Here is a 26,963-nt window from a genome sequence, read left to right as displayed (position 1 = left end):
GTTTTTATCTCGCAATGTTGTCCATCCAACCGAGCCTATAATACATTAAGCTCGGCGGGACAGTTTAGCACAAAGAGCGGAGATCCTACAATTAGGACTAGTCTGCCTGCTTACGCAGGAAGGCTGGGATGTCCAAATAGTCAGGCTCTTTATTAGATTGCGTGTTCGGATCATTAACCACCTTCGCTGCTGGCTTAGTTTCCTGCGGCAGAGGCGATAGCCCGTGCTGCTGATAACGGTGATCCATAACTGGCTGGCTGGCTGGCTTGTTAGTGACCAGAGTGATTTCTGGGCGCTTATCCATGCCAATACCTGTTGCCACCACGGTGACACGCAATTCGTCATTCATTTCTGGGTCAAGTGACGTACCGATAACCACGGTCGCATTGTCAGAAGCGAAAGCACGGATAGTGTTACCCACGGTTTCGAACTCATCCAAACGCAGGTCGAAGCCAGCGGTGATGTTGACCAGTACGCCGCGAGCGCCGGACAGGTCGATGTCTTCCAACAGTGGGCTGGAAATTGCCATTTCGGCAGCCTCTTCCGCACGATCTTCGCCACATGCCACACCAGAGCCCATCATGGCATAACCCATTTCGGACATCACGGTACGCACGTCAGCAAAGTCGACGTTCATCAGACCCGGACGGGTGATCAGTTCGGCGATACCTTGAACTGCACCTTTCAGTACGTCGTTGGCTGCACCGAATGCATCCAACAGGGAGATACCACGACCCAAGACTTTCAACAGCTTGTCGTTAGGAATGGTGATCAGGGAGTCCACGTGTTTGGACAGCTCGGCGATACCCTGCTCTGCAAACGCCATACGTTTCTTGCCTTCGAAGTTGAAAGGCTTAGTCACGACGGCCACAGTCAGAATACCTAAATCTTTCGCTACTTCAGCGACCACAGGAGCTGCACCGGTACCGGTACCGCCGCCCATGCCTGCCGCGATGAAGACCATATCCGCGCCTTCGAGTGCAGCACGCAAAGCTTCACGGTCTTCTTCAGCAGAATTACGACCCACTTCAGGGTTCGCACCAGCACCCAAACCTTTGGTAATACCGCTACCGATTTGGATAGTCTGGCCTACAGCCGTTTTACGCAACGCCTGTGCGTCGGTGTTAACGGCAAAGAATTCAACACCTTCGATGCGCTCGCGCACCATGTGTTCTACGGCGTTACCGCCGCCACCGCCGACGCCGATGACTTTAATCACCGCGTCGTTGGTCAGTTCCATAGGTTCAAACATAGTTTCTCTCCGTTTTGTGCCTGTCGCTTCGAGATCGCAATTGCTAACAGCATGATCCCGTTTTTAAAACATTAAAACTCTTTTCTCAACCAGCTACTAATTCTCTTGAACCAGCTGCCCACTGAGGCGCGTTTTTCCACTTCAGCCTCACCACTTAGGTGAGACTCTTTCCCGTAGTGCAGTAGCCCTACAGCCGTTGAGTAGTAAGGTTCCTGCGCATAATCTGTCAGCCCGGTGATGTTCAGCGGTTGTCCAATACGCACCTGGGTATGGAATACCCGCTGCGCACAGGCTGCCAGACCATCAATTTGTGCTGCGCCGCCTGTAAGAACTATGCCAGCGGCCAGATGATGTTTTACGCCTTGCTGACGTAATTGCTCCTGCAATTGTAAAATTTCATCATTTACTAAATTCAACAATTCCGTGTAACGCGGTTCAATCACTTCTGCCAGCGTCTGACGCTGCAGGCTGCGTGGCGGGCGTCCGCCTACGCTTGGCACTTCGACATTCTCGTCTTTACCAACAATCGAACCTAACGCGCATCCGTGGCGTACTTTAATAGCTTCTGCGTCAGTCGGTGGTGTACCGAAGGCGTAAGCGATATCGCTGGTGACCACGTTACCCGCATAAGGAATAACCTTAGTATGACGCAGCGCGCCGCCGGTATAAACCGCGATATCCATGGTGCCACCGCCGATATCCACGACGCAAACACCCAATTCACGCTCATCTTCGGTCAGCACGGCATAGCTTGCCGCCAGACCGGCGAAGATCAGTTGGTCAACTTTCAGGCCACAACGTTCGACGGCTTTAACAATATTCTTAGCCATATCATTGTGACAGGTTATTAAATGCACTTTTGCTTGCATTCTCACACCTGAAAGCCCCACCGGATTCTTAATCCCTTCCTGATAGTCGATGGCATATTCTTGCGGGATCACGTGCAACACGCGATGCTCATCGCGAACGCGGACCGACTTAGCGGTATGTACCACGTTCTCTACATCTTCCTGCGTTACTTCTTCTTCTGAAATAGGAACCATCCCTATTTCATTCTGACAACTGATATGTTTACCAGACAAAGCAAGGTAAACCGAAGAAATTTGGCAATCCGCCATTAATTCGGCCTGATCAATGGCGCGCTGTACGCATTTCACCACTGATTCGAGGTCGTTCACGCCGCCCTTATCCATGCCGCGTGACGGGCAGCTTCCCACACCGATAATATTGACCATGCCATCGGGCAGAACTTCCCCTACCAATGCGGCGACTTTCGCCGTACCGATCTCCAGCCCAACTACCAGTTTTCTGTCCGTCGACTTGATCATTGTTGTTTAGCCTGTGCCTGATTCTGTTGCTGATTACTGTTTTGCTGATCGATAAACTCTGGAGCCCAGCCGACCGATGCACCGGTGTCGTAACGTAAATCGACATAACTGATGCGTTTCTTATCGGTTTCGGCCTGTTGCTGAAGCTTTGGATAAAGGTCGATGAAACGCTGTAGGCGCCCCATGCGATCATCTCTTCCCAGCTCCAGCCGGATGTCGCTATCCAGAGTCACTTGCCACGAGTGACGAGCACTCATGGCCACTGATTTCACGGTGAACTTGGCCGCTGAAAGCGTCTGGCTCATCGATTGATAACCTTGCAAAACATCCTGTTCGCTGCCTTCCGGACCATAAAGCAACGGCATCTTCTGTTTGACTACTCGCTCGGCGGGTATGCTGAATGGTTTGCCGTCGGCATCGACCATATGCAAATCATTCCAATGTGCGACCGGCACATACTCCACCAGATGAATCTTCAACTCATTCGGCCATTGCTTGCGTACGCTGACCTGTTTTATCCAGGGTAAACGCTCTATCTGCTGCTGAATGACGTTCACATCCTGCGTCATGAACGTTCCTGGCGCACCTAAGGCCAGAATTGCCTGACGAATATCATCGTTAGTGGTGTAGTGGCGTTCGCCAGTGACCACTAACTGGGACAGAGGCAAACGATTTGCGTCCTGCATCCAGCCAATAACTGCCCATGCGCTCCATAAAACTGTACCTAGCACCATCAGCAGGAAGATGATTCCTGCTAATTGCCCGCCATTACTGCGACGACCGCCTTTGTTTTCAGCTGTCGCGCGCTCTCGTGCATTCAGGGCCGCTTGAGACATATCAGTCGGCCAGCTCCAGAATACGGACCACCAGCTGCGAGAAGCTCAAGCCGAACTGTTTCGCCGCCATCGGCACCAGACTGTGGCTGGTCATACCTGGGGAAGTGTTTACTTCCAACAGGTTGAAGCTGCCGTCGGCGTCTTGCATCACGTCTACCCGGCCCCAGCCGCTGCAATCGAGCGCGCGGTAAGCCTGTAACGCCAGTTCTGAAAGCTGCTCTTCTTGCTCGCTGCTCAAACCGCTCGGGCAAAAATATTGTGTTTCGTCAGACAGATATTTGGCCTGATAGTCATAGAAAACACCGGCTGGCTGAATGCGAATCGAAGGCATCACTTGGTCACCCAGAATTGCCACCGTGTACTCAGGGCCACTCAGCCACTTCTCCACCAGCACGTCGTCGTCATGGCGGAAGCCCTCTTCTAACGCAGGCAGTAACTGCTCGGCGGAAGTGACTTTGCTCATACCAACGCTTGAACCTTCGCGGCTTGGCTTAACAATCAGCGGCAGACCTAAACTCGCGATTTTGTCGGCCAAAGCGCCCTGCCCTACTTCGCCCAGCTGTTTTTTATTCAGCGCGACGAAAGGAGCCACCGGTAAGCCCAAGGCTTGCCACACCAGCTTGGTGCGGAACTTGTCCATGGTTAAGGCCGAAGCCATCACGCCGCTGCCGGTATAAGGCAGGCCAACTTGTTCCAACAGGCCTTGCAGCGTGCCATCTTCACCGCCGCGCCCGTGGAGCGCGATAAAGACGCGGTCAAAACCTTCGTCTTTCAGGCGAGTGACGGAAAACGTTTTGGTATCGACGCCGTGAGCATCGATGCCGGCTTCTTTCAGCCCAGCCAGTACGGCTGCGCCAGAGTTAAGGGACACATCGCGCTCTGCGGAAGTACCACCAAATAAAACCGCAACTTTATTAGCCATGATGTTCATCCCCTTTTTTCACCGGCTGCAATTTTTGATCAGCCAATTTGCGGGCCACTTTGCCGATGTTCCCGGCGCCCTGCACCATGACCAGATCGCCGCCTTCAAGAATTTGCGACAGAGTTTCTGGTACAGCATCAATATCAGACACCAAAATCGGGTCCAGCTTGCCGCGAGCACGGATGGTGCGACACAGCGAGCGGCTATCTGCTCCCGGGATTGGCGCTTCGCCAGCCGGATAAACGTCGAGCATGATCAGCACGTCGACCTGCGACAGCACATTGGCGAAATCGTCATACAGGTCGCGAGTACGGGTGTAGCGGTGCGGCTGGAAAATCATCACCAGACGCTTATTCGGCCAGCCCGCGCGTGCTGCTTTAATGGTGGCATCCACTTCCGTTGGGTGGTGACCGTAGTCGTCCACCAACATCGCGCTGCCGCTTTTCGCATTTACATTCTCCAGCGAATATTCGCCGAGGAAGTCAAAGCGACGGCCCGTGCCTTGGAAACCGGCTAACGCGCGCAAAATGGCTTCGTCTTCAATGCCTTCTTCTGTCGCCACGGCAACGGCTGCGGCGGCGTTCAAGGCATTGTGGCGGCCCGGCGCATTGAGCGTGACGCTAATCAATGGCTTATCCTGGCGACGAATGGTGAAGTGCCCTTGGGCGCCTTTCTGGTGATAGCTTTCGATAAAGACGTCGGCGTCTTCGCTAAAACCGTAAGTCGTAATATGGCGGCCAACGCGTGGCAGCAGCTCGCGGATCACCGGGTCATCAATGCACATCACCGCGCGCCCGTAGAACGGCAGGTTGTGCAGGAAGTTGATGAACGTCTGTTTCAGGTTCTCAAAATCACCCTGATAGGTGTCCATGTGGTCTGCTTCGATGTTGGTCACAATCGCCACCATCGGCTGCAAATGCAGGAAAGACGCGTCGCTTTCATCGGCTTCTGCAATCAGGAAACGGCTGGAACCCAGTCGTGCATGAGTCCCTGCGGCTTTCACTAAACCGCCGTTTACGAAAGTCGGGTCCAGCCCGGCTTCGGCATAAATACTGGTGACCATCGCGGTGGTCGTGGTCTTGCCGTGAGTCCCGGCGACGGCGATGCCGTGGCGGAAACGCATCAATTCGGCCAGCATTTCAGCGCGGCGAATCACCGGAATACGGGCTTCGCGTGCGGCAACAATCTCCGGGTTGTCGGCGGAAATAGCCGTCGATACCACGACGACGCTGGCGTCCAACACGTTTTCTGGACGGTGATTAAAGTAAATCTGCGCGCCCAGCTCGGTCAGCTGTTGAGTCACGGCATTGGGTGCCAAGTCGGAACCGCTAATCTGATAGCCTTCATTTGCCAACACTTCGGCGATACCACCCATGCCAGCACCACCGATGCCAACAAAGTGAATGTGCCGAACGCGATGCATCTCGGGCACGAAGGTACGTAGTTTCGCCAATTGTTGTGTATTCACGTTTTTCTTCACTATTTCCGGTTACTGATTAATCCGTTACTTACGGCTCGGACCGCATAAAAAGCGGCCCGTTCATATTCATTTTTCGCTGGCGGCAACCACTTCTGCGGCAACGCGCTCGGTGGCGTCGGGAATGGCTACCGCACGCGCGGCCCGCGCCATTTCCAGCAAGTGGGTTCTGTCCCAGCCAGACATCGCATCAGCCACCGCAGCGGCGCTGAAATTCGCCTGTTCGATAATTTTGGCTGCACCGGCTTTCTCCAGTGGCAGCGCGTTCCAATATTGCTGGCGGTCTTTGTGCTGGAACGGCACGAAAATCGCGGGCAAGCCTGCCGCAGCGATTTCGCTGACGGTCAATGCGCCGGAGCGACACACCACCACGTCCGCCCACGCGTAGGCCTCGGCCATATCATCGATAAACTCGGTGATTTTGTGCTGGGTCTGGCCGACTTTTTCATACGCCTGCTCGACAGTCCCCAGCGCGCCTTTGCCCACCTGATGCCATAGGGTGATTTTATCCCCCAGCAGCGCGGCCAGTTCCGGCATGGTTTGGTTCAGCACGCGCGCGCCCTGACTGCCACCCACCACCAACACGCGAATCGGGCCTTGACGATCCGCCAGACGCACATCCGGCAGTGGCAGCGCCAGCACGTCAGTGCGCACCGGGTTACCCACCACGTCGGCATTCGGGAATGCACCCGGGAATGCCTGTAATACTTTCTTCGCAATGCGCGACAACCAGCGGTTCGTCAGCCCGGCGATACCATTTTGCTCGTGCAGCACCACGGGGATGCCGCAAGACCACGCCGCCAAACCGCCGGGGCCAGAGACGTACCCGCCCATGCCCAGAACCACGTCCGGCTGAAAACTACGCATGATGACTTTCGCCTGACGCCACGCATGATATATGCGAAGTGGCGCGGTGAGTTGCGCTTTCAGACCTTTCCCACGTAATCCGGAGATCTGAATGAAATCAATCTCAATGCCGTTTTTAGGCACTAAATCGGCTTCCATGCGGTCGGCAGTGCCTAACCAGCGCACTTCCCAGCCCTGCGCCATCAAATGATGTGCAACCGCCAGTCCCGGGAAAACGTGTCCGCCGGTACCGCCTGCCATCACCATTAAACGCTTGGTCTTGCCACTCATCGGGCACTCCTTACAAACGCCTGGGCTTTAGCCAGACGCGTTTCAAAATCTACACGCAGCAACAATACGATTGCCGTGGACATAATCAGCAAGCTCGAACCACCGTAACTGATCAATGGCAGGGTCAAGCCTTTGGTCGGCAGCATACCCGCAGCGGCCCCGACGTTTACCAGCGCCTGGAAGCTAAACCACACGCCGATGGAGCAAGATAAAAAGCCTGAAAAACGCTGATCGATCTCTAAAGCGCGACGGCCAATCGACATCGCACGAAAAGCGACGAAGAATACCATTAACAACGCTAAAACCACACCGAAATACCCTAACTCTTCCCCTAAAATGGAGAAGATGAAGTCGGTATGTGCTTCCGGCAAATACTCCAGCTTTTGTACGGAGTTACCTAAACCCTGCCCCCAGAATTCACCGCGACCAAATGCCATCAGTGACTGGGTTAATTGGTAGCCACTGCCGAACGGATCGGCCCACGGATTCCAGAAGGAAGTCACGCGTCTCATACGGTAAGGTTCTGCCACGATAAGCAGCACCACCGCGAAGGCGCCGGAGCCGATAATCGCCAGAAACTGCCACATCTTCGCCCCGGCCAGAAACAGCATGGCAAGGGTGGTAATGAACAGTACCACCACGGTACCCAAGTCAGGCTGGGCCAGCAGCAGGACGGCAAGAATCACCATCACGCCCATAGGCTTACAGAAGCCCCAGAAGTTGCTTCGCACCTCATCAACCTTGCGCACCAGATAGCTGGCGAGATAGCAGAACAGCGACAGCTTGGAGAACTCCGCAGGCTGGATACGCAGCGGACCGAATGAGATCCAGCGCGATGCCCCGTTGACCGAGCTACCCACCACCAGCACCACCAGCAGCATGACGATGGAGATCAGTAGCAAAACGTTGCTGTACTTCTGCCAGACAATCATCGGCACGCGCAGCGTCACCAAAGACAGGCCGAAGGCCAGGCCGAGGTAAATCGCATCACGCTTGGCAAACAGGAACGGGTCATCGGCCAGACGCTGGCCAATCGGCATGGAGGCCGAAGTCACCATCACAAAGCCGATAATCGCCAGACCAAAGGTCAGCCACAGCAGAGTTCGGTCATACAGCACCAGCGTGGTGGACTCGTTCTCTTTCGACCCCATCACCCAGTCATTAAATTTGCCCGCGAGGCTCAACCCTGGAATACGCATTAGCCAAGCTCCTTCGCGAGAGCAGCAAACAGGTCGCCGCGCTGTTCAAAGTTGCGGAACTGGTCGAGGCTGGCGCAAGCTGGCGACAGCAATACCATATCGCCAGCAGAAAGCTGTCCGCTAATGTGACGCATCGCCTGCTCCATAGTGTCGAAGGTGCTGGACACTTCGGGGCGCAGTTCAGCCAGCTCTGCGCCGTCACGGCCAAAGCAGTAGACGCGGATGTTGTCGCCTTGCAGATAGCGGGCCAGCGGCGAGAAGTCGGCTGACTTGCCGTCACCGCCCAACAGCAGGTGCAAAGTGCCTTCCACTTCAAGGCCATTTAAGGCCGCTTCAGTGCTGCCAACGTTGGTCGCTTTGGAATCGTTAATCCAGCGCACGCCGTTATGCTGCCATGCCACCTGGAAGCGATGGGCAAGGCCGGTGAAGTGGGTTAGTGCTTGCAAACTTGAGGATTGCGGCACGCCGACGGCATCCGCCAAAGCCAGCGCGGCCAGCGCATTGGTATAGTTATGACGCCCAGTCAGCGGCATCTCTTTGGTGTTCAACACCCGCTCACCGCGCACGCGCAGCCAGATGTCATTCTGCTGGCGCGTGAGGTGGTAATCACCGACATCAACGCCGAAGCTCACACAGCGGCTGTCTGCGCCGCGAATAGGCATGGTCAGCGCGTCATCTGCATTCACCACGCACAGCTTGGCGTTCTCATACACTTTCAGCTTCGCGCCGCGATACTGCTGCAAACCAAACGGATAGCGATCCATATGATCTTCCGTGACGTTGAGGATGGTGGCAGCCGCCGCCTGTAAGCTATGGGTGGTTTCAAGCTGGAAGCTAGAAAGTTCCAGCACGAACAGCTGGTAGTCCTGCCCCAGCATGCTCAGGGCCGGTAAACCGATATTGCCGCCGACGCCAACTTTCCAGCCCGCCGCCTTGGCCATTTCGCCGACCAGCGTCGTCACCGTGCTTTTACCGTTGGAACCCGTGATAGCCACAATCGGTGCCTGCACTTCGCGGCAGAACAACTCGATATCGCCAACGACTTCGACACCGGCGTCAATCGCCGCGCTAAGCGCCGGGGTTGCCAATGCCATGCCCGGGCTTGCCACGATCAAATCGGCATCCAACAGCCAATCTTCATTAAGTGAACCGAGGTGACGCTCTACGCTGTCCGCCAGCTTATCCAAGTCCGGCGGGCTGACGCGGGTATCAATAACGCGAGGCGTTACGCCGCGCGCCATAAAGAAATCAACACAGGAGAGCCCCGTAAGGCCCAGCCCGATAATGACCACTTTTTTACCCTGATAGTCAGCCATAATTACCGTACCTTCAGCGTCGCCAGGCCAATCAGCACCAGCATCAGCGAAATAATCCAGAAGCGCACGATGACGCGTGGTTCTGGCCAGCCTTTAAGTTCGTAATGGTGGTGAATTGGCGCCATGCGGAAGATGCGCTGCCCACGTAACTTAAAGGAACCTACCTGCAAGATGACCGACAGAGTTTCAACCACAAACACCCCACCCATGATCACCAGTAAGAACTCTTGGCGCAGCAGCACGGCGATGGTGCCGAGCGCGCCACCCAGTGCCAGTGAACCCACGTCGCCCATGAAGACCTGCGCCGGATAGGTGTTGAACCACAAGAAGCCCAAGCCCGCGCCGACAATGGCGGTACAGACGATCACCAGCTCACCCGCATGACGCAGATAAGGAATGTGCAGATAGTTTGCGAAGTTCATGTTACCCGTCGCCCATGCCACCAGCGCAAAGCCTGCGGCAACAAACACGGTTGGCATGATGGCTAAACCATCAAGGCCGTCGGTCAGGTTGACGGCGTTACTGGTGCCGACAATCACGAAGTAGCTCAGCAAGATGTACAGCAGGCCGAGCTGCGGCATGATGTCTTTAAAGAACGGCACAACCAGCTCGGTGGCCGGTGTGTCTTTGCCAATCGCGTACATGGTGAAAGCCACGGCCAGTGCGATCACTGACTGCCAGAAGTATTTCCAGCGAGCAATCAAGCCCTTGGTGTCTTTGCGCACCACTTTGCGATAGTCATCGACAAAGCCGACGATGCCGTAGCCGACCAGCACGAACAGCACGCACCAGACGTAAGGGTTAGACGGATAGGCCCACATCAGCACCGAAATGGTGATGGAGGTCAGGATCATCAATCCGCCCATGGTTGGCGTGCCGCGCTTACTGAAGTGCGACTCAGGGCCGTCGTTACGCACGACCTGGCCGAAAGACATTTTTTGCAGACGGGCAATCACGCGAGGCCCCATCCACAAAGAGAGGAATAATGCGGTCAGCAGGCTGACGATGGCGCGAAACGTCAGGTATGAAAAGACGTTGAAGCCGGAATAATATTTGACCAAATGTTCGGCCAGCCAAACTAGCATGTTGCATTCTCCTGTAACGCCCGTACTACCTGCTCCATGGCGGCACTACGTGAACCCTTAATTAAAACGGTGATGACCGCATGTTCTGACAGCAAGCTTGTTAAACGGGCCGTCAGGGCTGACTTATCTTGCAGATGTTCGCCACAGCCACTGGCGTCACTGATGGTTTTACTGGCGTTACCCACGCTGAAAACTTTATCGATGCCCGCTTCGCGAATAGCCTCGCCCACTTCGCGGTGACAATTTTCGCTTTCTGCGCCTAGCTCGCCCATGTCGCCCACCGCCATCACGCGATAACCCGGCATTTCAGCCAGCGTCTGCGCGGCAGCCGTCATGGAACCCACATTGGCGTTGTAGCTGTCATCAAGCAGCGTTTTGCCTTCACTCAGAGCGATGGGGAACAGACGCCCCGGCACGGCTTGTAAAGTGGATAAGCCTTGGCGAACATTGTCTAACGTCGCGCCAACGGAGAGCGCCAAGGCCGCAGCGGCCAGCGCATTTGCAATGTTGTGACGCCCAGGCAGCGGCAGAGAAACGTCCACCACGCCTTGCGGTGCATGCAGAGTAAACGCGGTTTTCAGCGGGCTTATCTCTACGTCTGAGGCATAAAAATCAATGTCTTCGCCCGCTTCTGGTGAGAAGCGCCAGACGATTTTGTTATGCAGATGGCGCTGCCAGTGCGGCCAGTCGTTGCTGTCAGCATTGAGAATGGCGACGCCATTGGCCGGTAAACCTTCAAAGATTTCACCCTTGGCCTGAGCAACGCCTGCCAGTGAACCAAAACCTTCGAGGTGGGCAGCGGCGAGGTTATTGACCAGTGCAGTCTCAGGACGCACTAAATCGGTGGTGTAAGCAATTTCGCCGCCATGGTTAGCGCCCATCTCGATCACGGCGAAATCGTGTTCCGCAGTCAGGCGCAACAGGGTTAATGGCACGCCGATGTCGTTATTGAAATTGCCTGCGGTATAAAGGACGTTGCCGCACTGGCGCAAAATCGCCGCGGTCATCTCTTTCACCGAGGTCTTGCCAGAGGAGCCGGTCAGGCCAACCACCCGGGCAGGAACCTGCTGTCGAACCCACGCGCCGAGACGGCCGAGGGCGATGCGAGTGTCGGCAACCACAAGTTGTGGAACTTCCACCGGTAAGCGCTTACTTACCAGCAATGCCCCCGCTCCGGCTGCAATGGCATCAGCAGCGAAGTCGTGAGCATCAAATTTTTCGCCCTTGAGAGCGACGAACAGGCAGCCAGACTCAATTTTGCGGGTGTCGGTCACCACGGCGTCAATCTGCGCGTCCGCGCCGATCAACTCAGCATTGAGTTCGTTAGCCAGTGCCTGAAGGGAAACGCGGATCATGCGACTACCCCCAGTAAGCGGGCTGCGGTGGTGCGGTCCGAGTAGTCCAGACGCTGATTCCCCACCAGTTGATAATCCTCGTGGCCTTTACCGGCAATCAGCACCACGTCATCTTCTGCGGCTTGCATGATGGCGCTGGTGACGGCTTCGGCGCGGCCATGAATCTCTAATGCACGGCCCGCGTCGAGCAGCCCGGCAAGGATATCGGCCACTATGGCGCGCGGCTCTTCGCTACGCGGGTTATCGTCAGTCACAATCACGCGGTCGGCGTACTGCTCGGCAATGCCGCCCATAAGTGGGCGCTTACCTTTGTCGCGGTCGCCGCCACAGCCGAAGACGCACCACAGCTGGCCTTTGCAGTGCAGGCGCGCCGCGGCTAACGCTTTCTCCAGAGCATCCGGCGTGTGGGCATAATCCACCACCACCGTCGGCTTGCCCGGCGCATTAAACACTTCCATACGGCCACAAACCGGCTGCAACTGGGCGGAGGTTGCCAGCAGGTCTTTCAGCGGATAATTGAGGGAGAGCAGAGTCGCCAAGGCCACCAGCAGGTTGCTGACGTTGAACGCGCCCATCAGGCGGCTTTCAATCAGGCCTTCACCCCAGCTGGAATCAATGTTCACGCTGGCGCCGCCGTCGTGGTAATTCACGCTGCGAGCTGCCAACCAGCGCCCTTTCCAATCAGCCGGGATCTTATCTTCCATAGTGACGGCGATGGCGTCCGGTGACTTTTGCAGCCAGCGCAGACCCACTTCGTCGTCAGCATTAATGATTTTCTGCCCCAGCTGATGCGACGCAAACAGCAGCCATTTGGCTTCTTCATAAGTTTGCATATCGCCGTGGTAATCCAGATGGTCACGGCTCAGGTTAGTAAAGGCGGCGGCGGCGAAAGGCAGCGCGGCAACGCGATGCTGAACCAGACCGTGGGAAGAGACTTCCATCGCGGCGAAGCTCGCGCCTTGCTTCACTAAGTCAGCCAGAACATGCTGAACCTGTACCGCGGAACCGGTGGTATTTTCCGCCGGAACCACATTATTCAGTAAACCGTTACCCACGGTGCCCATCACGGCACTGGTTTCGCCCAACAGCTGCGCCCACTGCGCCAGCAACTGGGTGGTGGTGGTTTTACCGTTGGTGCCGGTCACGCCGACTAATCGCAGGGATTTGCCCGGCTCGGCGTAGAAACGCCCGGCCATCTCGGACAGCAATAAATTCAAGTCATTCAGATAGATAACCGGTACGCCATGCATCTGGGATACCGCGCCATGCTCCTGTTCACCTTTAGCTTCGGCCACCACGGCAGCCACGCCTTGCGCGATTGCCTGTGGGATAAAACGACGCCCGTCGTTGCTATGGCCTGAAATCGCGACGAACAAGTCTCCCGCAGCCGCCACGCGGCTGTCTAAAACCAGTTCTTTCAGCGCTACGTCTGGGGCATCACTCACCCAGGGCGCTAGTAGGTCGCGCAAATTACGATCTGCCACCTGAAGCCTCTTTTTGATTGTTAACTATGTCGTCATTTTCGCTGACGGTTAGCGCGTCAGGCTCAATGTTCATGGTGCGCAATACGCCACCCATAATCGCCCCAAAGACCGGTGCTGAAATCGCACCGCCATAGTATTTACCGCCCTGCGGGTCGTTAATAACCACGACCAATGCAAAACGCGGATTACTCGCTGGCGCAACGCCGGCTGTGTAAGCGATATAGCGGTTAACGTATTTGCCGTCCGGGCCAACCTTCTTTGCCGTACCGGTTTTAATCGCGATACGGTAGCCCTTGATAGCAGCTTTAACGCCACCACCGCCCGGCAGTGCAACGCTTTCCATCATGTGAACCACTTTACGCACCAGAGGTTCAGGGAAAACGCGTTCACCCGATACAGGAGGATCAACCTTAGTGATCGACAAAGGGCGATAAACGCCCAAGCTGCCAATCGTTGCATAGACACGCGCTAATTGAAGTGGAGTCACCATTAGCCCGTAGCCGAAAGAGAAGGTGGCCCTCTCTATGTCAGACCACCGTTGTTTTTTAGGGTATAAGCCACTGCTTTCTCCAACCAGCCCCAAATTGGTCGGTTTTCCCAATCCGAATCGCGAGTAAGTATCTACCAGCTCTGCGGACGGCATCGCTAACGCCATTTTTGATACACCGACGTTACTCGACTTCTGCAAGACACCCGTCACTGAAAGCTCCGGGTATCGGGCCACGTCTTTGATTTCGTGACCATTAACGTAGTACGGCAGGGTGTTAAGAACGCTGTTCTCTTTCACCACACCGTTTTTGAGCGCGGTCATCACCACCATAGGTTTGACGGTAGAACCCGGCTCGAAGATGTCCGTGATCGCACGGTTACGCATGGCTTCTTTTGGCGTATCCGGCAGATTATTCGGGTTGTAAGACGGGCTGTTAGCCATCGCCAGCACTTCGCCGGTCTGCACATCCACCAGCACGGCGGTGCCTGATTCCGCTTTGTTGAACGCCACGGCGTTAGTCAATTCGCGATAAACCAGTGCCTGCAAACGTTCGTCAATGCTCAGTGCGAGGTTGTGCGCCGCCTGACTGTCAACGGATGAAATATCTTCAATCACGCGGCCAAAACGGTCTTTACGGATAGTCCGTTCGCCCGGCTTGCCGGTTAACCAGCGGTCGAAGCTCTTCTCAACGCCTTCAATACCCTGACTGTCGATATTGGTCACGCCAATCACGTGAGCCGTCACCTGCCCTGCCGGATAGTAGCGGCGGGATTCCTGTCGCAGCGAGATGCCGGGCAGTTTTAGCTTGTGGATATACTCGCCAATCGAGGGATTCACCTGACGCGCCAGATAGACAAAGCGGCCTTTAGGGTTGGCGTTGATTCGGGTAGAGAGTTGATCGAGGGGAATATTCAGGGCGTCGGCCAGCGCTTTCCAGCGCGTATCGACGGTGATCCCGCCGTGATCGTTAATCTCTTTAGGATCGGCCCAGATAGCATTGACCGGCACGCTAACCGCCAGAGGGCGTCCGGCGCGGTCGGTGATCATGCCGCGAGAAGTTTCGATGGTTTGCACCCGCAAAGAGCGCAGATCGCCTTCTTTAACCAGCTTGTCGGGGCTGATGACCTGCAAGAAAGCCACTCGCAGCATCAGGCCCACCAAGGCCAGAAGAATACATCCGCACAGCAACGCAAAACGCCAGCTGATAAAGCTGGCTTGATCTTCAGGACGTTTTAACTTCGTTTTGCGCGCTGCTTTCATCTTTTACGAGTCTTCTCCATAAGCGTTTTAAGGTTGAACCACAATGTTTTCTTGAGATGGATCAACGTGCTGCATCTGCAATTTCTCCGTTGCGATGCGTTCCACCCGGCTATGATCGCCGAGGGCATTTTCTTCCAAAATCAGGTTGCGCCACTCAATGTCCAGCGCATCTCGTTCCAACACCAGCTGCTCTCTCTGTGCCGTCAATAAGCGCGTTTTGTGAGAGGTGGTGACCACAAATATGGCGCTGACCAACACGGCAATGAGCAAAAGCAGCGGAAGCTTGCCATTGCGCAGAATGTCACCCGCAATGACGCCAACCAGACCATGACGCTCATTACCAATCACGAGGCCGTTCTCGCGGCAAAACGCAGCACGGAGCTACGGGCACGTGGGTTTTCTGATACTTCAGCGTCCGATGGCATCATCTTGCCGATGGACTTCAGCGAACGGCCGCCCAGCTCGGAGATTTGCGCTTCGGTCATCGGGATGCCCGCTGGAACCTGCGCACCACGGCTGTGCTGGCGAATAAAGCGTTTGACGATGCGATCTTCCAGCGAGTGGAAACTGATCACCGATAAACGACCGTCGGTTGCCAGGATCTCCAGCGCACCGTCGAGTGCGCGTTCGATCTCTTCTAGCTCACTGTTGATGTAGATACGGATCGCCTGGAAGCTGCGGGTGGCAGGATGCTTGTGCTTCTCGCGGAAAGGCGAAGCGTTGGCGATCAAATCCGCCAGCTCTTTGGTGCGCGTCATCGGCTGCTCGCGGTTGCGCTCAACAATGGCACGGGCAATACGCTTAGCAAAACGCTCTTCACCAAAGGTTTTCAGCACCCAGGTAATGTCTTCTTCTTCGGCCTTCATCAGCCATTCTGCGGCGGAATAGCCACGCGTCGGGTCCATACGCATGTCCAGCGGCCCGTCACGCATGAAGGAAAAACCGCGCTCGGCGTCGTCCAACTGCGGAGAGGAAACGCCTAAATCCAACAGCACGCCGTCGATCTTGCCTTCAAGACCAAGGTCTTTGACGTAAGTCGCTAAGTCGGAAAACGGGCCATGAATAATTGAGAAACGCGGGTCTTGAATGGATTCGGCGGCTTTAATCGCCTGTGGGTCTCTATCGATAGCGAGCAGGCGCCCGTCCGGCCCAAGTTGGGACAGAATCAGACGCGAATGGCCACCACGGCCAAAAGTTCCATCAATGTAAATTCCGTTTTCACGAATGTTCAGGCCGTTTACGGCCTCATCCAGCAAAACGGATGTGTGCTTAAAATTTTCAACCATGCTTATAGTGACAAGTCCTGTAATCGGTCAGAAAGTGGTTCCTGAGACGACTGTTCAGCGTCAATGTCTTCCTTAACTTGTTGATACCAGGTCTGTTCATCCCACAGTTCAAACTTGTTGAACTGCCCAACCAGCATCACTTCTTTGGCAAGCCCGGCGTGTTGGCGCAATGTGGTTGCAATCAACAATCGCCCAGCGTTATCCATCTGACATTCACTCGCATGGCCCAACAGCAGGCGCTGAATACGGCGCTCGACGGGGTTCATACTCGACAGACGGGACAATTTTTGTTCGATAACTTCCCATTCGGGCAGGGTGTAAAGGAGGAGGCATGGGTGATGGAGGTCTATGGTGCATACCATTTGACCTTGCGATTCTTCGCTCAGCAAATCCCGATATCGGGTGGGTACGGCAAGTCGCCCTTTGCTGTCGAGGTTAACCATCGTCGCGCCACGAAACATGACCGATCTACCCCTCTATGACCCTTTTCACCACTTTCCTCCACAAATTCCCACATAAAAGAGTTTACGGATGGTATTAAAACCTTGTCAAGCCAGAGCAGAGGCGGTTTGGCATTATTTCGCGGGCGTCGAGGAGCCTTATCGCAAGGGAGTAAGGATTTTTAGTAGCGGAATAGAAAATAACGTCATGATTAGTTGAGGAAATTTCGTAGTGAAAATAATTATGATTAAAAAAAAATCAAATTGAACATTATTTAACTATTTATATTCTTCTGCTAACGATCTCTCAGTTCTTAACCTCTCCATCATCAAAAACAGAATGTTGATTCGTTTTAAGATGATTACTGCTAAAACACGATTACTCTTGTTGCCAGCCCGCATGCAGCAAGCTTTTGTCCCTTTTTAGGGCCTTTACAAATTAAACAGAAAATCGGCCGATAAAAATTGAGGCGTGAATTCTACAGCACTTTTAGCGCCAGTATTAACGTATTTAAAAATTGATTTAGCGGTTTATATCAGCCAGAAAAGGTAGCAAAACATTTGCTAATAATTCAATGCGTAGGAAATGTCCCAAAATACCCATTTAAACGTTATGGGCTAGTTTTGCGGCATATTTTTGCGAGGAGAATGGCAAAGATAAGTAAGTCGCGGGTTTAGCGAACCTAAACCCGCGTTGAAGATTATTTTCTGCTCAAACGCCCACGGCGGAACAGGTTGCGGCGAATTCGAGTCAAACCGGCTTTCGGTTTTTTTGGCTCGTCGAGACAGGCCAGCACCAGCTCAAGCACGCGCTCGGCCACGTCGCGGTGGCGCTGCGCCACGGCCAGTACCGGGCAATCTAAGAAGTCGAGCAGCTCATTATCACCAAAGGTGGCGATGGCTAAATCCATCGGCAAACGCCCTTCCCGCTTCAGGGTGACATCCATTACGCCCTGCAACAGCTGGAACGAGGTGGTGAACAGCGCCTGCGGCATAGGATGGGTTTTCAGCCACTCGGCAAACGCCAGCGCTGCTGATTCACGGTCATAAGCATTGGCATAGAGGTACTGCGGCTCACGGGTATCATCGGCCCAGGCCTGACGGAAACCTTGCTCGCGCAGGAAGCTGACGGAAAGCTCTGGCAGCGCGCCGAGATAGAGAACCGATTCAGCCGGAAACGCGCGCAGCTCCTGCGCCAGCGTAAAGGCGTCTTCCTGATCGGCCCCCACCACGCTGATGAAATGTTCAGGATCGAGGGCTCGGTCGAGGGCAATAATGGGGAAGTCATCATTGGCCCAGCGCTGATAGAACGGGTGCTCCGGCGGCAAGGAGGTGGAAATAATGATTGCATCGACCTGACGCTGCAACAGATGCTCCACGCAGCGCATTTCGTTGTCTGGCTGGTCTTCGGAACAGGCAATCAGCAACTGATAGCCACGCTGGCGCGCCTGACGCTCAAGGTAGTTAGCAATTTTGGTGTAGCTGGTATTTTCCAGATCGGGGATCACCAAACCAATGGAACGGGTTCGGCCCGCGCGTAGCCCGGCGGCGACGGCGTTAGGGTGGTAGTTATGTTCCTTCACGACAGCCATGACTTTTTCAACTGTCTTATCGCTGACACGATACTGTTTCGCTTTGCCGTTAATAACATAACTGGCAGTGGTACGCGAAACGCCCGCTAACCGCGCGATTTCATCCAGTTTCACCGAGAAAACCCCTTACATAACTCATTAAGTGAAGTGCAGCACGCCTTGAAATGGCCGATTTTAACGACTGGCGAGGCAATGACTGCTGTCCGTTGGCAATTCAGCCGCCGAGTGAAAGCGACATCAATGACGAAATGATTAAATAAACTTGTCTTTATCTAACCGCAGAAGACCCTGTTGAGCAAGGTGTTTTACCGAATCGCTTCACCTCAAGGATTAAAGAAGGCAGTACCTTCGTCGTGAGACGAAAGACAAAATAAAAGCCCAACCGGAGTTGGGCTTCTGAGCAGCACATGATTCATCGGGCCACAATAGCCCCCATGATATCAAGGATTAACGCATCACTTTGTCACCGCGAGAGACGCCAACCACGCCAGAACGCGCGACTTCAACGATTTCCGCCACTTCACGCACGGTTGCCAGGAAGGCGTCCAGCTTGTCGCTGGTTCCCGCCAACTGCACGGTATAGAGGGTCGCCGTGACGTCAACAATTTGACCACGGAAAATCTCAGTGGAACGTTTCACCTCTTCACGCCCGTAGCCCGAGGCTTGCAGCTTAACCAGCATGATTTCGCGCTCAACGTGCGCGCCCTGCACCAGCTCGTTGACGCGCAGAACGTCCACCAGCTTATGCAGCTGCTTTTCAATCTGCTCCAGCACCTTGGCGTCGCCCACCGTTTGGATGGTCATGCGCGACAGCGTTGGATCGTCGGTCGGCGCTACGGTCAGACTTTCAATGTTGTAGCCGCGTTGGGAGAACAGGCCGACGACGCGTGACAAAGCGCCTGATTCGTTTTCGAGCAATACTGATAAAATCCGGCGCATGATTAGGTCCTCTCCGTTTTGCTTAACCACATTTCGTCCATCGCACCGCCACGGATGTGCATCGGGTAAACGTGTTCTGTTTCATCCACGCTGATATCCACGAATACCAGACGGTTTTTCTGATCCAATGCCTGCTGCAATTTGCTCTCCAGCTCATCGGCGGAGCGAATCGCAATACCCACGTGGCCATAGGCCTCTGCGAGTTTGACGAAGTCAGGCAGAGACTGCATGTACGACTGCGAATGGCGGCCAGAATAGATCATATCCTGCCACTGTTTAACCATGCCGAGATAACCGTTGTTCAGGTTAACCACAATGACCGGCAGGTCGTATTGCAGCGCGGTAGACAGCTCCTGAATGTTCATTTGGATACTGCCGTCGCCGGTCACACAGATAACGGTTTCTTCCGGCAGGCCGAGCTTCACGCCCAAGGCCGCAGGCAGGCCGAAGCCCATGGTCCCCAGACCACCGGAGTTAATCCAGCGGCGCGGCTTATCAAACTGATAATAGAGCGCGGCAAACATCTGATGCTGGCCGACGTCCGACGTCACGTAGGCATCGCCCTTGGTCAAACGATGCAGAGTTTCGATAACCGCCTGAGGCTTAATCGTGCCGCTGTTTTTATCGTAGCCGAGGCAATCTTTCGCGCGCCACTGCTCGATGCTCTGCCACCAGTCGCGCAGCGCGTCGTACTCTTGTTTCTCATCGCTTTGCGCCAGCAATTCCAGCATCTGCTCCAGCGTCTGCTTGGCGTCACCCACGATAGGGATATCCGCGCTCACCGTCTTCGAGATAGAGGTTGGGTCGATATCGATATGCATGATGGTGGCATTCGGGCAGTACTTGGCCAGATTGTTGGTGGTACGGTCATCAAAACGCACGCCCACGCCGAAGATAAGGTCGGCATTGTGCATGGTCATATTGGCTTCATAGGTGCCGTGCATCCCCAGCATACCCACGCTTTGACGGTGAGTGCCTGGGAAAGCGCCAAGGCCCATCAGCGAGCTGGTCACCGGCAGATTAAGCTTTTCGGCCAGCTGTAACAGCTCGGCGCTACATGCAGAGTTAATCGCACCGCCGCCGACATACAGCACCGGCTTCTTCGCCGCCAACAGGGTTTGCAGCGCGCGTTTAATCTGCCCACGGTGGCCTTGCACCGTCGGGTTATAGGAGCGCATGGTGATTTGCTCAGGGTAGGAATAGGGCAATTTTACCTGCGGATTGACCACATCTTTCGGCAAATCAACCACAACCGGGCCTGGGCGGCCGGTAGAAGCGAGGTAAAACGCCTTCTTCAATACCGTCGGAATATCTTCCGCGTGCTTCACCAGGAAGCTATGTTTCACTATCGGGCGGGAAATCCCCACCATGTCGCATTCCTGAAAAGCGTCATAGCCAATCAGCGAACTGTGAACCTGGCCTGATAACACCACCAGCGGAATGGAATCCATATAGGCCGTCGCAATGCCGGTAATGGCATTGGTCGCGCCCGGGCCGGAGGTCACAAGCACCACGCCAACGTCGCCCGTTGCGCGTGCATAACCGTCAGCCATATGAACAGCGCCCTGCTCGTGTCTAACTAGCACATGATCAATCCCGCCGACCGTGTGCAGGGCATCATAGATATCCAACACCGCTCCGCCGGGATAACCGAATACGTGTTTAACGCCCTGGTCGATCAACGACCGGACGACCATCTCGGCTCCTGACAACATCTCCATGGTTTTGCCTCCAGGCTTTTTGTTTCTATAGGATGACTTATTTTAATAAGAGTCTTTTTATAAGAGAGCTGCCCGGTGAATAAACAACTCAAAGGAAAATGGAATTCATTTCCATCGTCCGGGTAAGAGGGCTTAGCCCTGCTGTTCTTATCTTATGACGTAAATGTAACTCAATACCTTAGCGTCTGAATTTCGGTCAAGCAAACGGCAAAATACCGCTGCCGGGGCCACTATTTTGTGTCGCGCTGCTGGCCTTATCTAGAGCGAGACAAAACACTACACAAAGCAGACTACTACTCAGGAATATCAGGAAGGGGGAATAAATTACAGCATTAAATTATGACAACATTCTTGTTCCACTAGATGGGAATAGGCATAAAAAAGGCGGATTTGAACAGAATCAAAAAACAGACGGCCCGCCGCAAAGTCTGCCGCGGGCCAGAAGTGTGACCCTAGTCACAATAGAAGGCATCAATCTCTTTTTTATAGCGCTCGGCGATAATCTTGCGGCGAATTTTCAGCGTAGGGGTCAGCTCACCCGCCTCCATGGTGAAGGGCGTGGTCAGCAGCGCAAACTTCTTCACCTGCTCATAACTTGCCAACTCGTGCTGGATCTGTCGAACGCGATAAGTGAAGAGCGACAGGATCTGCTCATTTTTCAGCAGCCCTTCGCGGTTGAAGTAATCAATGTGGTGCGCCTGAGCATATTCACTCAGCGCATTGAAGTCGGGAACAATCAGCGCCGAGACAAAATGCTTGGCATCGGCAATCACCGCCGCCTGCTCAATATAGCGGTCCTGCACCAAAGTTCCCTCAATGCGCTGCGGCGCAATGTATTTTCCGCCCGAGGTTTTCATCAGATCTTTTAGGCGTTCGGTAACAAACAGGTTGCCCTGCTCATCCATTTTCCCCGCGTCGCCGGTTTTGAACCAGCCGTCGGCCGTAAAGCTCGCCGCCGTCTCTTCCGGCTTATTAAAGTAGCCGCGCAGCAGCGTCGGCCCGCGAACCTGAATCTCATTCTCTTCGCCAATGCGAATTTCCACCTTGGGCAGCGCCGTGCCTACTGAGCCAAACTGGAAATCGTTCTCCTCCCAGCAACTGACCGTGGCGCAGGTCTCGGTCAGGCCGTAGCCATATTTGATCTTTAGCCCAATGGACTCGAAAAACAGGATCACATTGTCATCTAAGCTTGCTCCGGCGGCGGGAAGGAAACGCACATTGCCGCCGAGCAGGCCGCGTAGCTTGCTCAGCACCAGTTTGTCCGCCAGCGCGAACTGGCTTTTTTGCCACCATGACTGCGATTCGTGCTTTCTGGCAGCTAAAAACTTCTCCCGCCCTTGGGCCATCGCCCAGTGAAAAAGCTTTTTCTTCACCAGCCCTGAGTGCGACACGCTCTGATTAATAGCGCTAAAAACCTTTTCGTAGAAGCGCGGAACGGCGCACATCACGGTAGGTTTGACAGCAGACAGCGCCTCGCGGACTAAATCCGTCTGGCGCAGATAAACATTCTGCGCGCCGCTGTGCATCACAAAGAAGCTCCACGCGCGTTCGAAAACGTGGGCCAGCGGCAGGAAACAGAGCGAGATATCGTCCCGAGTAAGGCTGAGGCGGTGGTCATGTTGTTGCAGCTGATTGGCGATGCTGAGGTAGTCGAGCATCACCCCTTTTGGCTCGCCGGTGGTACCCGACGTATAAATCAGGGTAAATAGATCTTCAAGGCTGCGCCGCGCCAGGCGCTGTTCAAGGCTTGTGCGCGAACTCGGGTCGGGCGTTTCAAGCCAGCTAACGTGGCGAGCAATGGGCGCGTCGCGCAGATTCACTGACTCATCCAGCACCAGAATATGCTCCAGCTGCGGGCAAAGCGTCTGTAAAGCCAGCGCGGCGTCGAACTGACTTTGCTCGAGCACAAACAAAATGCGAATGCCGGCATCATTAACCACATAGGCCGACTGCGCCGGGGTGTTGGTGGCGTAAAGAGGAACGGTGATCGCCCGAATTTGCAACAGCGCCAAATCAGCCAGCGTCCACGCCATGGCGTTACTGCCGCAAAGCGCCACCCTCTCCTGCACCTCGACGCCCAAACGCAATAAGATGCCGGAAAGCCGGTCTATCTTCTCACCGGCTTCACGCCAGGTGAGGGAGTGCTCTTTTTCCGGCGACCATTCCCGAAAAGCAATGTTGTCAGGCTGCGATGAAAGTTGGTATTGAAAGCGTGAAACCAAATGGAAGTCAGTAAGAGTTGTCGTCATAACCCGCAAACCTGAAAGATGAAGAGACAGTAAGCGGCAATGGCCACCAGTGGGGCATAAAAATTGCTTACCGTTATTAACAATTCGCGCAGTCTACCGAGGGATGGTCAGCAGACAAACAAATTATTATTCAAGAATGGCAGGGAAATGAGAAATGACCAAAAGCGGTGAAAGAAAATGTTACCAATTCCGCAGGGGAAAAGTCGCCAGCAACTGCCACTTTCCACGCAGAGTAAAAAACCATGTTAAGAAACAAAACCAGTGATTGCATCTATGTTGAAGGGGGAGGAGCCCGCGTTTTTTGAAATAAAACAGGGTGAGTCGGTTTCCTCCCTGAACCCGCACTGGCTTAGGGGTTATAAGGTGGCGCTCTCTTCTAGAAGAGTTTTTAGCCACATATTCCCTTTGTCTTTACTGGATGATTCGTGCCAGGACAAATAGCAAGGCAGTTTATTTTTCAACCATGGCACAGGGATAATATTGAGATTTAAAATTCCCGCATTTGCATGAGCTAACCAACTTGGTACCAAGGCAACCATTTGTGTGCGGGCAACAATATTCATCACGCTATTAAGGTCAGTTCCCTGAAACGCAATTAAAGACTGTATTTCAGAAGAGTCATAATAAGGTAAATAGAATGAGTGGCGATCTAACATAACCACCGCATGTTGTTCACGGAGATATCTTTCGTCAGGCATGTGCGGGCTAATTCGCGGATGGTTCTGCGCGCAAACTAAAACCAGCTCATCAGTGAATAATTCCTGATTACAAAAATCGCTGCCCTCAAAGCGGCGATAGCTAATAACAAATTCGATATTTTGGTAACGCAGCTGATGCTCAATATTATCTGGGACTATCGTCTGGAATTTGATCCCCACGGAGGAGGTGACATCCTCAAGACTGTTGAGAATATTCGCGGTAAGTCTGATATCCAGAGGGCTACAGAGCGCGACGTTAAATTGGCGGTTACTGGTTCTGACGTCAAAACCTGCGCCCGGCAGCTCATTCATGACAATTTGCAATGCCTGGCGAATAGGGCCAAAAAGTTGTTTCGCTCGCGTCGTCGGCTGAATACCTCTTCCGTACCGAACAAAGAGATCGTCATTGAACATAATCTTTAAACGCGACACCGCGTTACTTACCGCAGGCTGTGACATCCCCAGCAACTCAGAGGCGCGGGTAATATTCTGTAACTGCATCACAGCATCAAATACGGTGAGTAAATTAAGGTCTGCGTTACGCAAACTTCCTGCGGCATTGGTGGTATCTTGTTGCTCGTCGATTAAATTAACAGCCATAATTCCCCCGAAGTCTTTTAAAATAAAAAATGAATAATAACTTGTTTTTAAGCTTTGCTTATTAACCAGAACAATGACAATAAAACAGGCGTCTTTATAAGGGGAATGATTATAAAAATGCCAATACCTTATGAAGACTCAAGTGATATTAAAAATGAATTAATTTCTATCATTCATTATTTAAATCGAATGATATAAAACTACAAAATAGATATCCTCACAATATACGAAAATAGAATTATTAATTAAGTAATTCGCAACAAGACCCAACTCTATGATTTTCAATTAAAATAGCCTAAAAACGCGCGCTTAATCAGTTAAGAAAGCCGGATGTTGGCCATTTGGTTGAAAATCAGCGTGTCAAAATCGATTACTTCGGCCAATAAGTATTTAGCAGAATTTTTCACCAAATGAGAGTCAATCTCATCCATTGCTAATTAAATAGTGAAGCTATTCCAACGGTTGACACGCCACGCACATTCACGTATCAATTTAGGCAACGGTTAAAACAACCTCCGATTCAACACGAAATTTAAGAGAAGCTGAAACCCATGTTCACTACTACTCGTCTACTAGGCCTACTACTCAACGCAGAAATCTTGCGCGGTATGCCAGTGGGCGAAAATCAGAACTGATTTCAACTTCCACAGACACTAAACCCGCGCCGATGCGCGGGTTTTTTTTTACCTCCACGGCGTGAAAGTAAAACAGACAAGGAATCTACCATGAGCGAACAAGTCATTATTTTCGATACCACGCTGCGTGACGGTGAACAGGCGTTACAAGCCAGCCTGAGCGTCAAAGATAAGTTGCAGATTGCGATTGCGCTGGAAAGAATGGGCGTCGACGTAATGGAAGTCGGCTTCCCGGTTTCCTCTCCGGGCGACTTCGAATCTGTACAGACCATCGCTCGCCAAATCAAAAACAGCCGCGTTTGTGGCCTGGCGCGCTGCGTTGATGGGGATATCGATGCCGCCGCTGAAGCGTTGCGCGTCGCCGAAGCCTTCCGTATCCACGTGTTCTTGGCAACCTCTACCCTGCACATCGAATCAAAATTAAAGCGCTCTTTCGACCAAGTATTGGAGATGGCCGTGCACTCAGTAAAACGTGCACGTAACTATACCGACGACGTTGAATTCTCTTGCGAAGATGCAGGCCGTACGCCGTTGGATAACCTGTGTCGCGTTGTAGAAGCTGCTATCAAAGCCGGTGCAACCACCATCAATATCCCTGACACCGTGGGCTACACCACCCCAACCCAGTTCGGCGGCATCATTACTAATTTGTATGAACGCGTGCCAAACATTGATAAAGCCATTATCTCCGTCCACTGCCACGATGACTTGGGCATGGCCGTCGGCAACTCCATCGCGGCCATTCAGGCCGGTGCGCGTCAGGTGGAAGGTACCTTAAACGGGATTGGTGAGCGCGCAGGTAACACCGCGCTGGAAGAAGTGATTATGGCAATCCGCACTCGCTCCGAGTACATGAATGTCCATACCAATATCAATCACAAAGAAATTTACCGCACCAGCCAGATTGTCAGCCAAATCACCAACATGCCAATCCCAGGCAACAAAGCGATTGTTGGCTCTAACGCCTTCGCCCACTCCTCCGGTATTCATCAGGACGGCGTGCTGAAAAACCGCGAAAACTACGAAATCATGACCCCAGAGTCCATCGGCCTGAACCAGATTCAGCTGAACCTGACTTCACGCTCCGGTCGCGCCGCGGTCAAACACCGTATGGAAGAGATGGGCTACCAAGAAGCCGACTATAATTTGGATCATCTGTACTCCGCATTCTTGAAGCTGGCTGATAAAAAAGGTCAGGTTTTTGACTACGACTTAGAAGCGCTGGTGTTCATCAATAAACAGCAAGAAGAGCCTGAGTTCTACCGTCTGGACAACTTCAGCGTGCAGTCAGGTTCCAGCATCACCGCCGCCGCCTCTGTAAATCTAGCCTGTGGCGAAGAAATTAAAACCGAAGCCGCGACAGGTAACGGCCCGGTGGACGCGGTCTATCAGGCAATCAACCGTATTACCGGCTACCAGATCGAACTGGTCAAATATCAACTGACTGCCAAAGGCCATGGCCGCGACGCATTAGGCCAAGTGGACGTAGTGGTTTCCTTTAATGGACGCCGTTTCCACGGTGTAGGTCTGGCGACCGACATCGTCGAATCCTCCGCGAAAGCGATGGTCCACGTATTGAACAGCATTTGGCGCAGCAAGCAGGTAGAAATTGAAAAACAGCGCCTGCAAACCGAAAAACAAAACAATCAGGAAACGGTGTGA

Annotated in this window: 21 protein-coding genes; 1 reads left to right on the top strand and 20 read right to left on the bottom strand. The window is 53.6% G+C overall.

The genetic code is table 11. The features are described from left to right. Window positions 1-97 precede the first annotated feature (97 nt). From ftsZ to leuO, 20 genes are all read right to left on the bottom strand, one after another. Entirely contained in the window at window positions 98-1,252 is a 1,155-nt protein-coding gene (gene ftsZ, locus SBO83_RS11735; RefSeq protein WP_034787181.1) for a cell division protein FtsZ, read from the bottom strand. Window positions 1,253-1,323: 71 nt separating this feature from the next. Continuing rightward, the gene (gene ftsA / locus SBO83_RS11730) at window positions 1,324-2,580 is read right to left on the bottom strand and encodes a cell division protein FtsA (RefSeq protein ID WP_034787178.1); all 1,257 of its coding nucleotides are present in this window, start codon (window positions 2,578-2,580) and stop codon (window positions 1,324-1,326) included. Then, window positions 2,577-3,416, bottom strand: coding sequence for a cell division protein FtsQ (gene ftsQ, locus SBO83_RS11725; RefSeq protein ID WP_034787176.1), 840 nt, complete (start codon window positions 3,414-3,416; stop codon window positions 2,577-2,579). The genes ftsA and ftsQ overlap by 4 nt, the downstream gene beginning before the upstream one ends. A 1-nt stretch (window position 3,417) precedes the next feature. Then, window positions 3,418-4,338, bottom strand: a complete 921-nt coding sequence (locus SBO83_RS11720) for a D-alanine--D-alanine ligase (protein ID WP_353500996.1) — start codon at window positions 4,336-4,338, stop codon at window positions 3,418-3,420. Then, window positions 4,331-5,806 carry a UDP-N-acetylmuramate--L-alanine ligase gene (murC, locus tag SBO83_RS11715; RefSeq protein WP_396131627.1) on the bottom strand — a complete coding sequence of 492 codons (1,476 nt, stop codon included), beginning with the start codon at window positions 5,804-5,806 and terminating at the stop codon, window positions 4,331-4,333. The genes SBO83_RS11720 and murC overlap by 8 nt, the downstream gene beginning before the upstream one ends. 78 nt (window positions 5,807-5,884) lie before the next feature. After that, window positions 5,885-6,952 carry an undecaprenyldiphospho-muramoylpentapeptide beta-N-acetylglucosaminyltransferase gene (gene murG, locus SBO83_RS11710; protein ID WP_396131626.1) on the bottom strand — a complete coding sequence of 356 codons (1,068 nt, stop codon included), beginning with the start codon at window positions 6,950-6,952 and terminating at the stop codon, window positions 5,885-5,887. Further along, on the bottom strand, window positions 6,949-8,151 hold the full coding sequence (ftsW, locus tag SBO83_RS11705) for a cell division protein FtsW (protein ID WP_185688573.1): 1,203 nt from the start codon (window positions 8,149-8,151) through the stop codon (window positions 6,949-6,951). Before ftsW ends, murG begins: the two co-directional genes overlap by 4 nt. Beyond that, on the bottom strand, window positions 8,151-9,467 hold the full coding sequence (murD, locus tag SBO83_RS11700; protein WP_396131625.1) for a UDP-N-acetylmuramoyl-L-alanine--D-glutamate ligase: 1,317 nt from the start codon (window positions 9,465-9,467) through the stop codon (window positions 8,151-8,153). Before murD ends, ftsW begins: the two co-directional genes overlap by 1 nt. A 2-nt stretch (window positions 9,468-9,469) precedes the next feature. Continuing rightward, window positions 9,470-10,552: a phospho-N-acetylmuramoyl-pentapeptide-transferase gene (gene mraY / locus SBO83_RS11695; protein WP_034787164.1), complete on the bottom strand. Its 1,083-nt coding sequence runs from the start codon at window positions 10,550-10,552 to the stop codon at window positions 9,470-9,472. Beyond that, window positions 10,546-11,907 (bottom strand): UDP-N-acetylmuramoyl-tripeptide--D-alanyl-D-alanine ligase, encoded by a 1,362-nt coding sequence (murF, locus tag SBO83_RS11690; RefSeq protein ID WP_396131624.1) that lies wholly within the window; start codon window positions 11,905-11,907, stop codon window positions 10,546-10,548. Before murF ends, mraY begins: the two co-directional genes overlap by 7 nt. After that, on the bottom strand, window positions 11,904-13,391 hold the full coding sequence (gene murE, locus SBO83_RS11685; protein ID WP_396131623.1) for a UDP-N-acetylmuramoyl-L-alanyl-D-glutamate--2,6-diaminopimelate ligase: 1,488 nt from the start codon (window positions 13,389-13,391) through the stop codon (window positions 11,904-11,906). The genes murF and murE overlap by 4 nt, the downstream gene beginning before the upstream one ends. Continuing rightward, a complete protein-coding gene (locus SBO83_RS11680; protein WP_100938078.1) occupies window positions 13,378-15,141 on the bottom strand; it encodes a peptidoglycan glycosyltransferase FtsI in 1,764 nt (587 codons plus the stop codon). The genes murE and SBO83_RS11680 overlap by 14 nt, the downstream gene beginning before the upstream one ends. A 27-nt stretch (window positions 15,142-15,168) precedes the next feature. Next, complete coding sequence (gene ftsL / locus SBO83_RS11675) at window positions 15,169-15,489, bottom strand: cell division protein FtsL (protein WP_353500991.1); 321 nt, start codon at window positions 15,487-15,489, stop codon at window positions 15,169-15,171. Beyond that, window positions 15,486-16,427, bottom strand: coding sequence for a 16S rRNA (cytosine(1402)-N(4))-methyltransferase RsmH (gene rsmH / locus SBO83_RS11670; protein WP_353500990.1), 942 nt, complete (start codon window positions 16,425-16,427; stop codon window positions 15,486-15,488). The genes ftsL and rsmH overlap by 4 nt, the downstream gene beginning before the upstream one ends. A 2-nt stretch (window positions 16,428-16,429) precedes the next feature. Beyond that, window positions 16,430-16,888 (bottom strand): division/cell wall cluster transcriptional repressor MraZ, encoded by a 459-nt coding sequence (gene mraZ, locus SBO83_RS11665; protein WP_034787151.1) that lies wholly within the window; start codon window positions 16,886-16,888, stop codon window positions 16,430-16,432. A 680-nt stretch (window positions 16,889-17,568) separates the two neighbouring features. Continuing rightward, window positions 17,569-18,573, bottom strand: a complete 1,005-nt coding sequence (cra, locus tag SBO83_RS11660) for a catabolite repressor/activator (RefSeq protein ID WP_396131622.1) — start codon at window positions 18,571-18,573, stop codon at window positions 17,569-17,571. A gap of 333 nt (window positions 18,574-18,906) precedes the next feature. Continuing rightward, complete coding sequence (ilvN, locus tag SBO83_RS11655; protein WP_034787147.1) at window positions 18,907-19,398, bottom strand: acetolactate synthase small subunit; 492 nt, start codon at window positions 19,396-19,398, stop codon at window positions 18,907-18,909. 2 nt (window positions 19,399-19,400) lie between these two features. Then, on the bottom strand, window positions 19,401-21,119 hold the full coding sequence (ilvI, locus tag SBO83_RS11650; protein ID WP_353500989.1) for an acetolactate synthase 3 large subunit: 1,719 nt from the start codon (window positions 21,117-21,119) through the stop codon (window positions 19,401-19,403). A 452-nt stretch (window positions 21,120-21,571) separates the two neighbouring features. Further along, entirely contained in the window at window positions 21,572-23,368 is a 1,797-nt protein-coding gene (locus SBO83_RS11645; RefSeq protein WP_396131621.1) for an AMP-binding protein, read from the bottom strand. Between the two features lie 356 nt (window positions 23,369-23,724). Next, window positions 23,725-24,669, bottom strand: a complete 945-nt coding sequence (leuO, locus tag SBO83_RS11640; RefSeq protein WP_396131711.1) for a transcriptional regulator LeuO — start codon at window positions 24,667-24,669, stop codon at window positions 23,725-23,727. 722 nt (window positions 24,670-25,391) lie between these two features. Between leuO and leuA the strand changes: the two genes are divergently transcribed. Continuing rightward, entirely contained in the window at window positions 25,392-26,963 is a 1,572-nt protein-coding gene (gene leuA / locus SBO83_RS11635; protein WP_396131620.1) for a 2-isopropylmalate synthase, read from the top strand.

The sequence above is a fragment of the Ewingella allii genome, assembly GCF_044430645.1.
Lineage (GTDB): Bacteria > Pseudomonadota > Gammaproteobacteria > Enterobacterales > Enterobacteriaceae > Ewingella > Ewingella allii.
The sequence above is the reverse complement of the archived record's forward strand: the minus strand, read 5'-3'. Positions and strand labels throughout refer to the sequence as shown.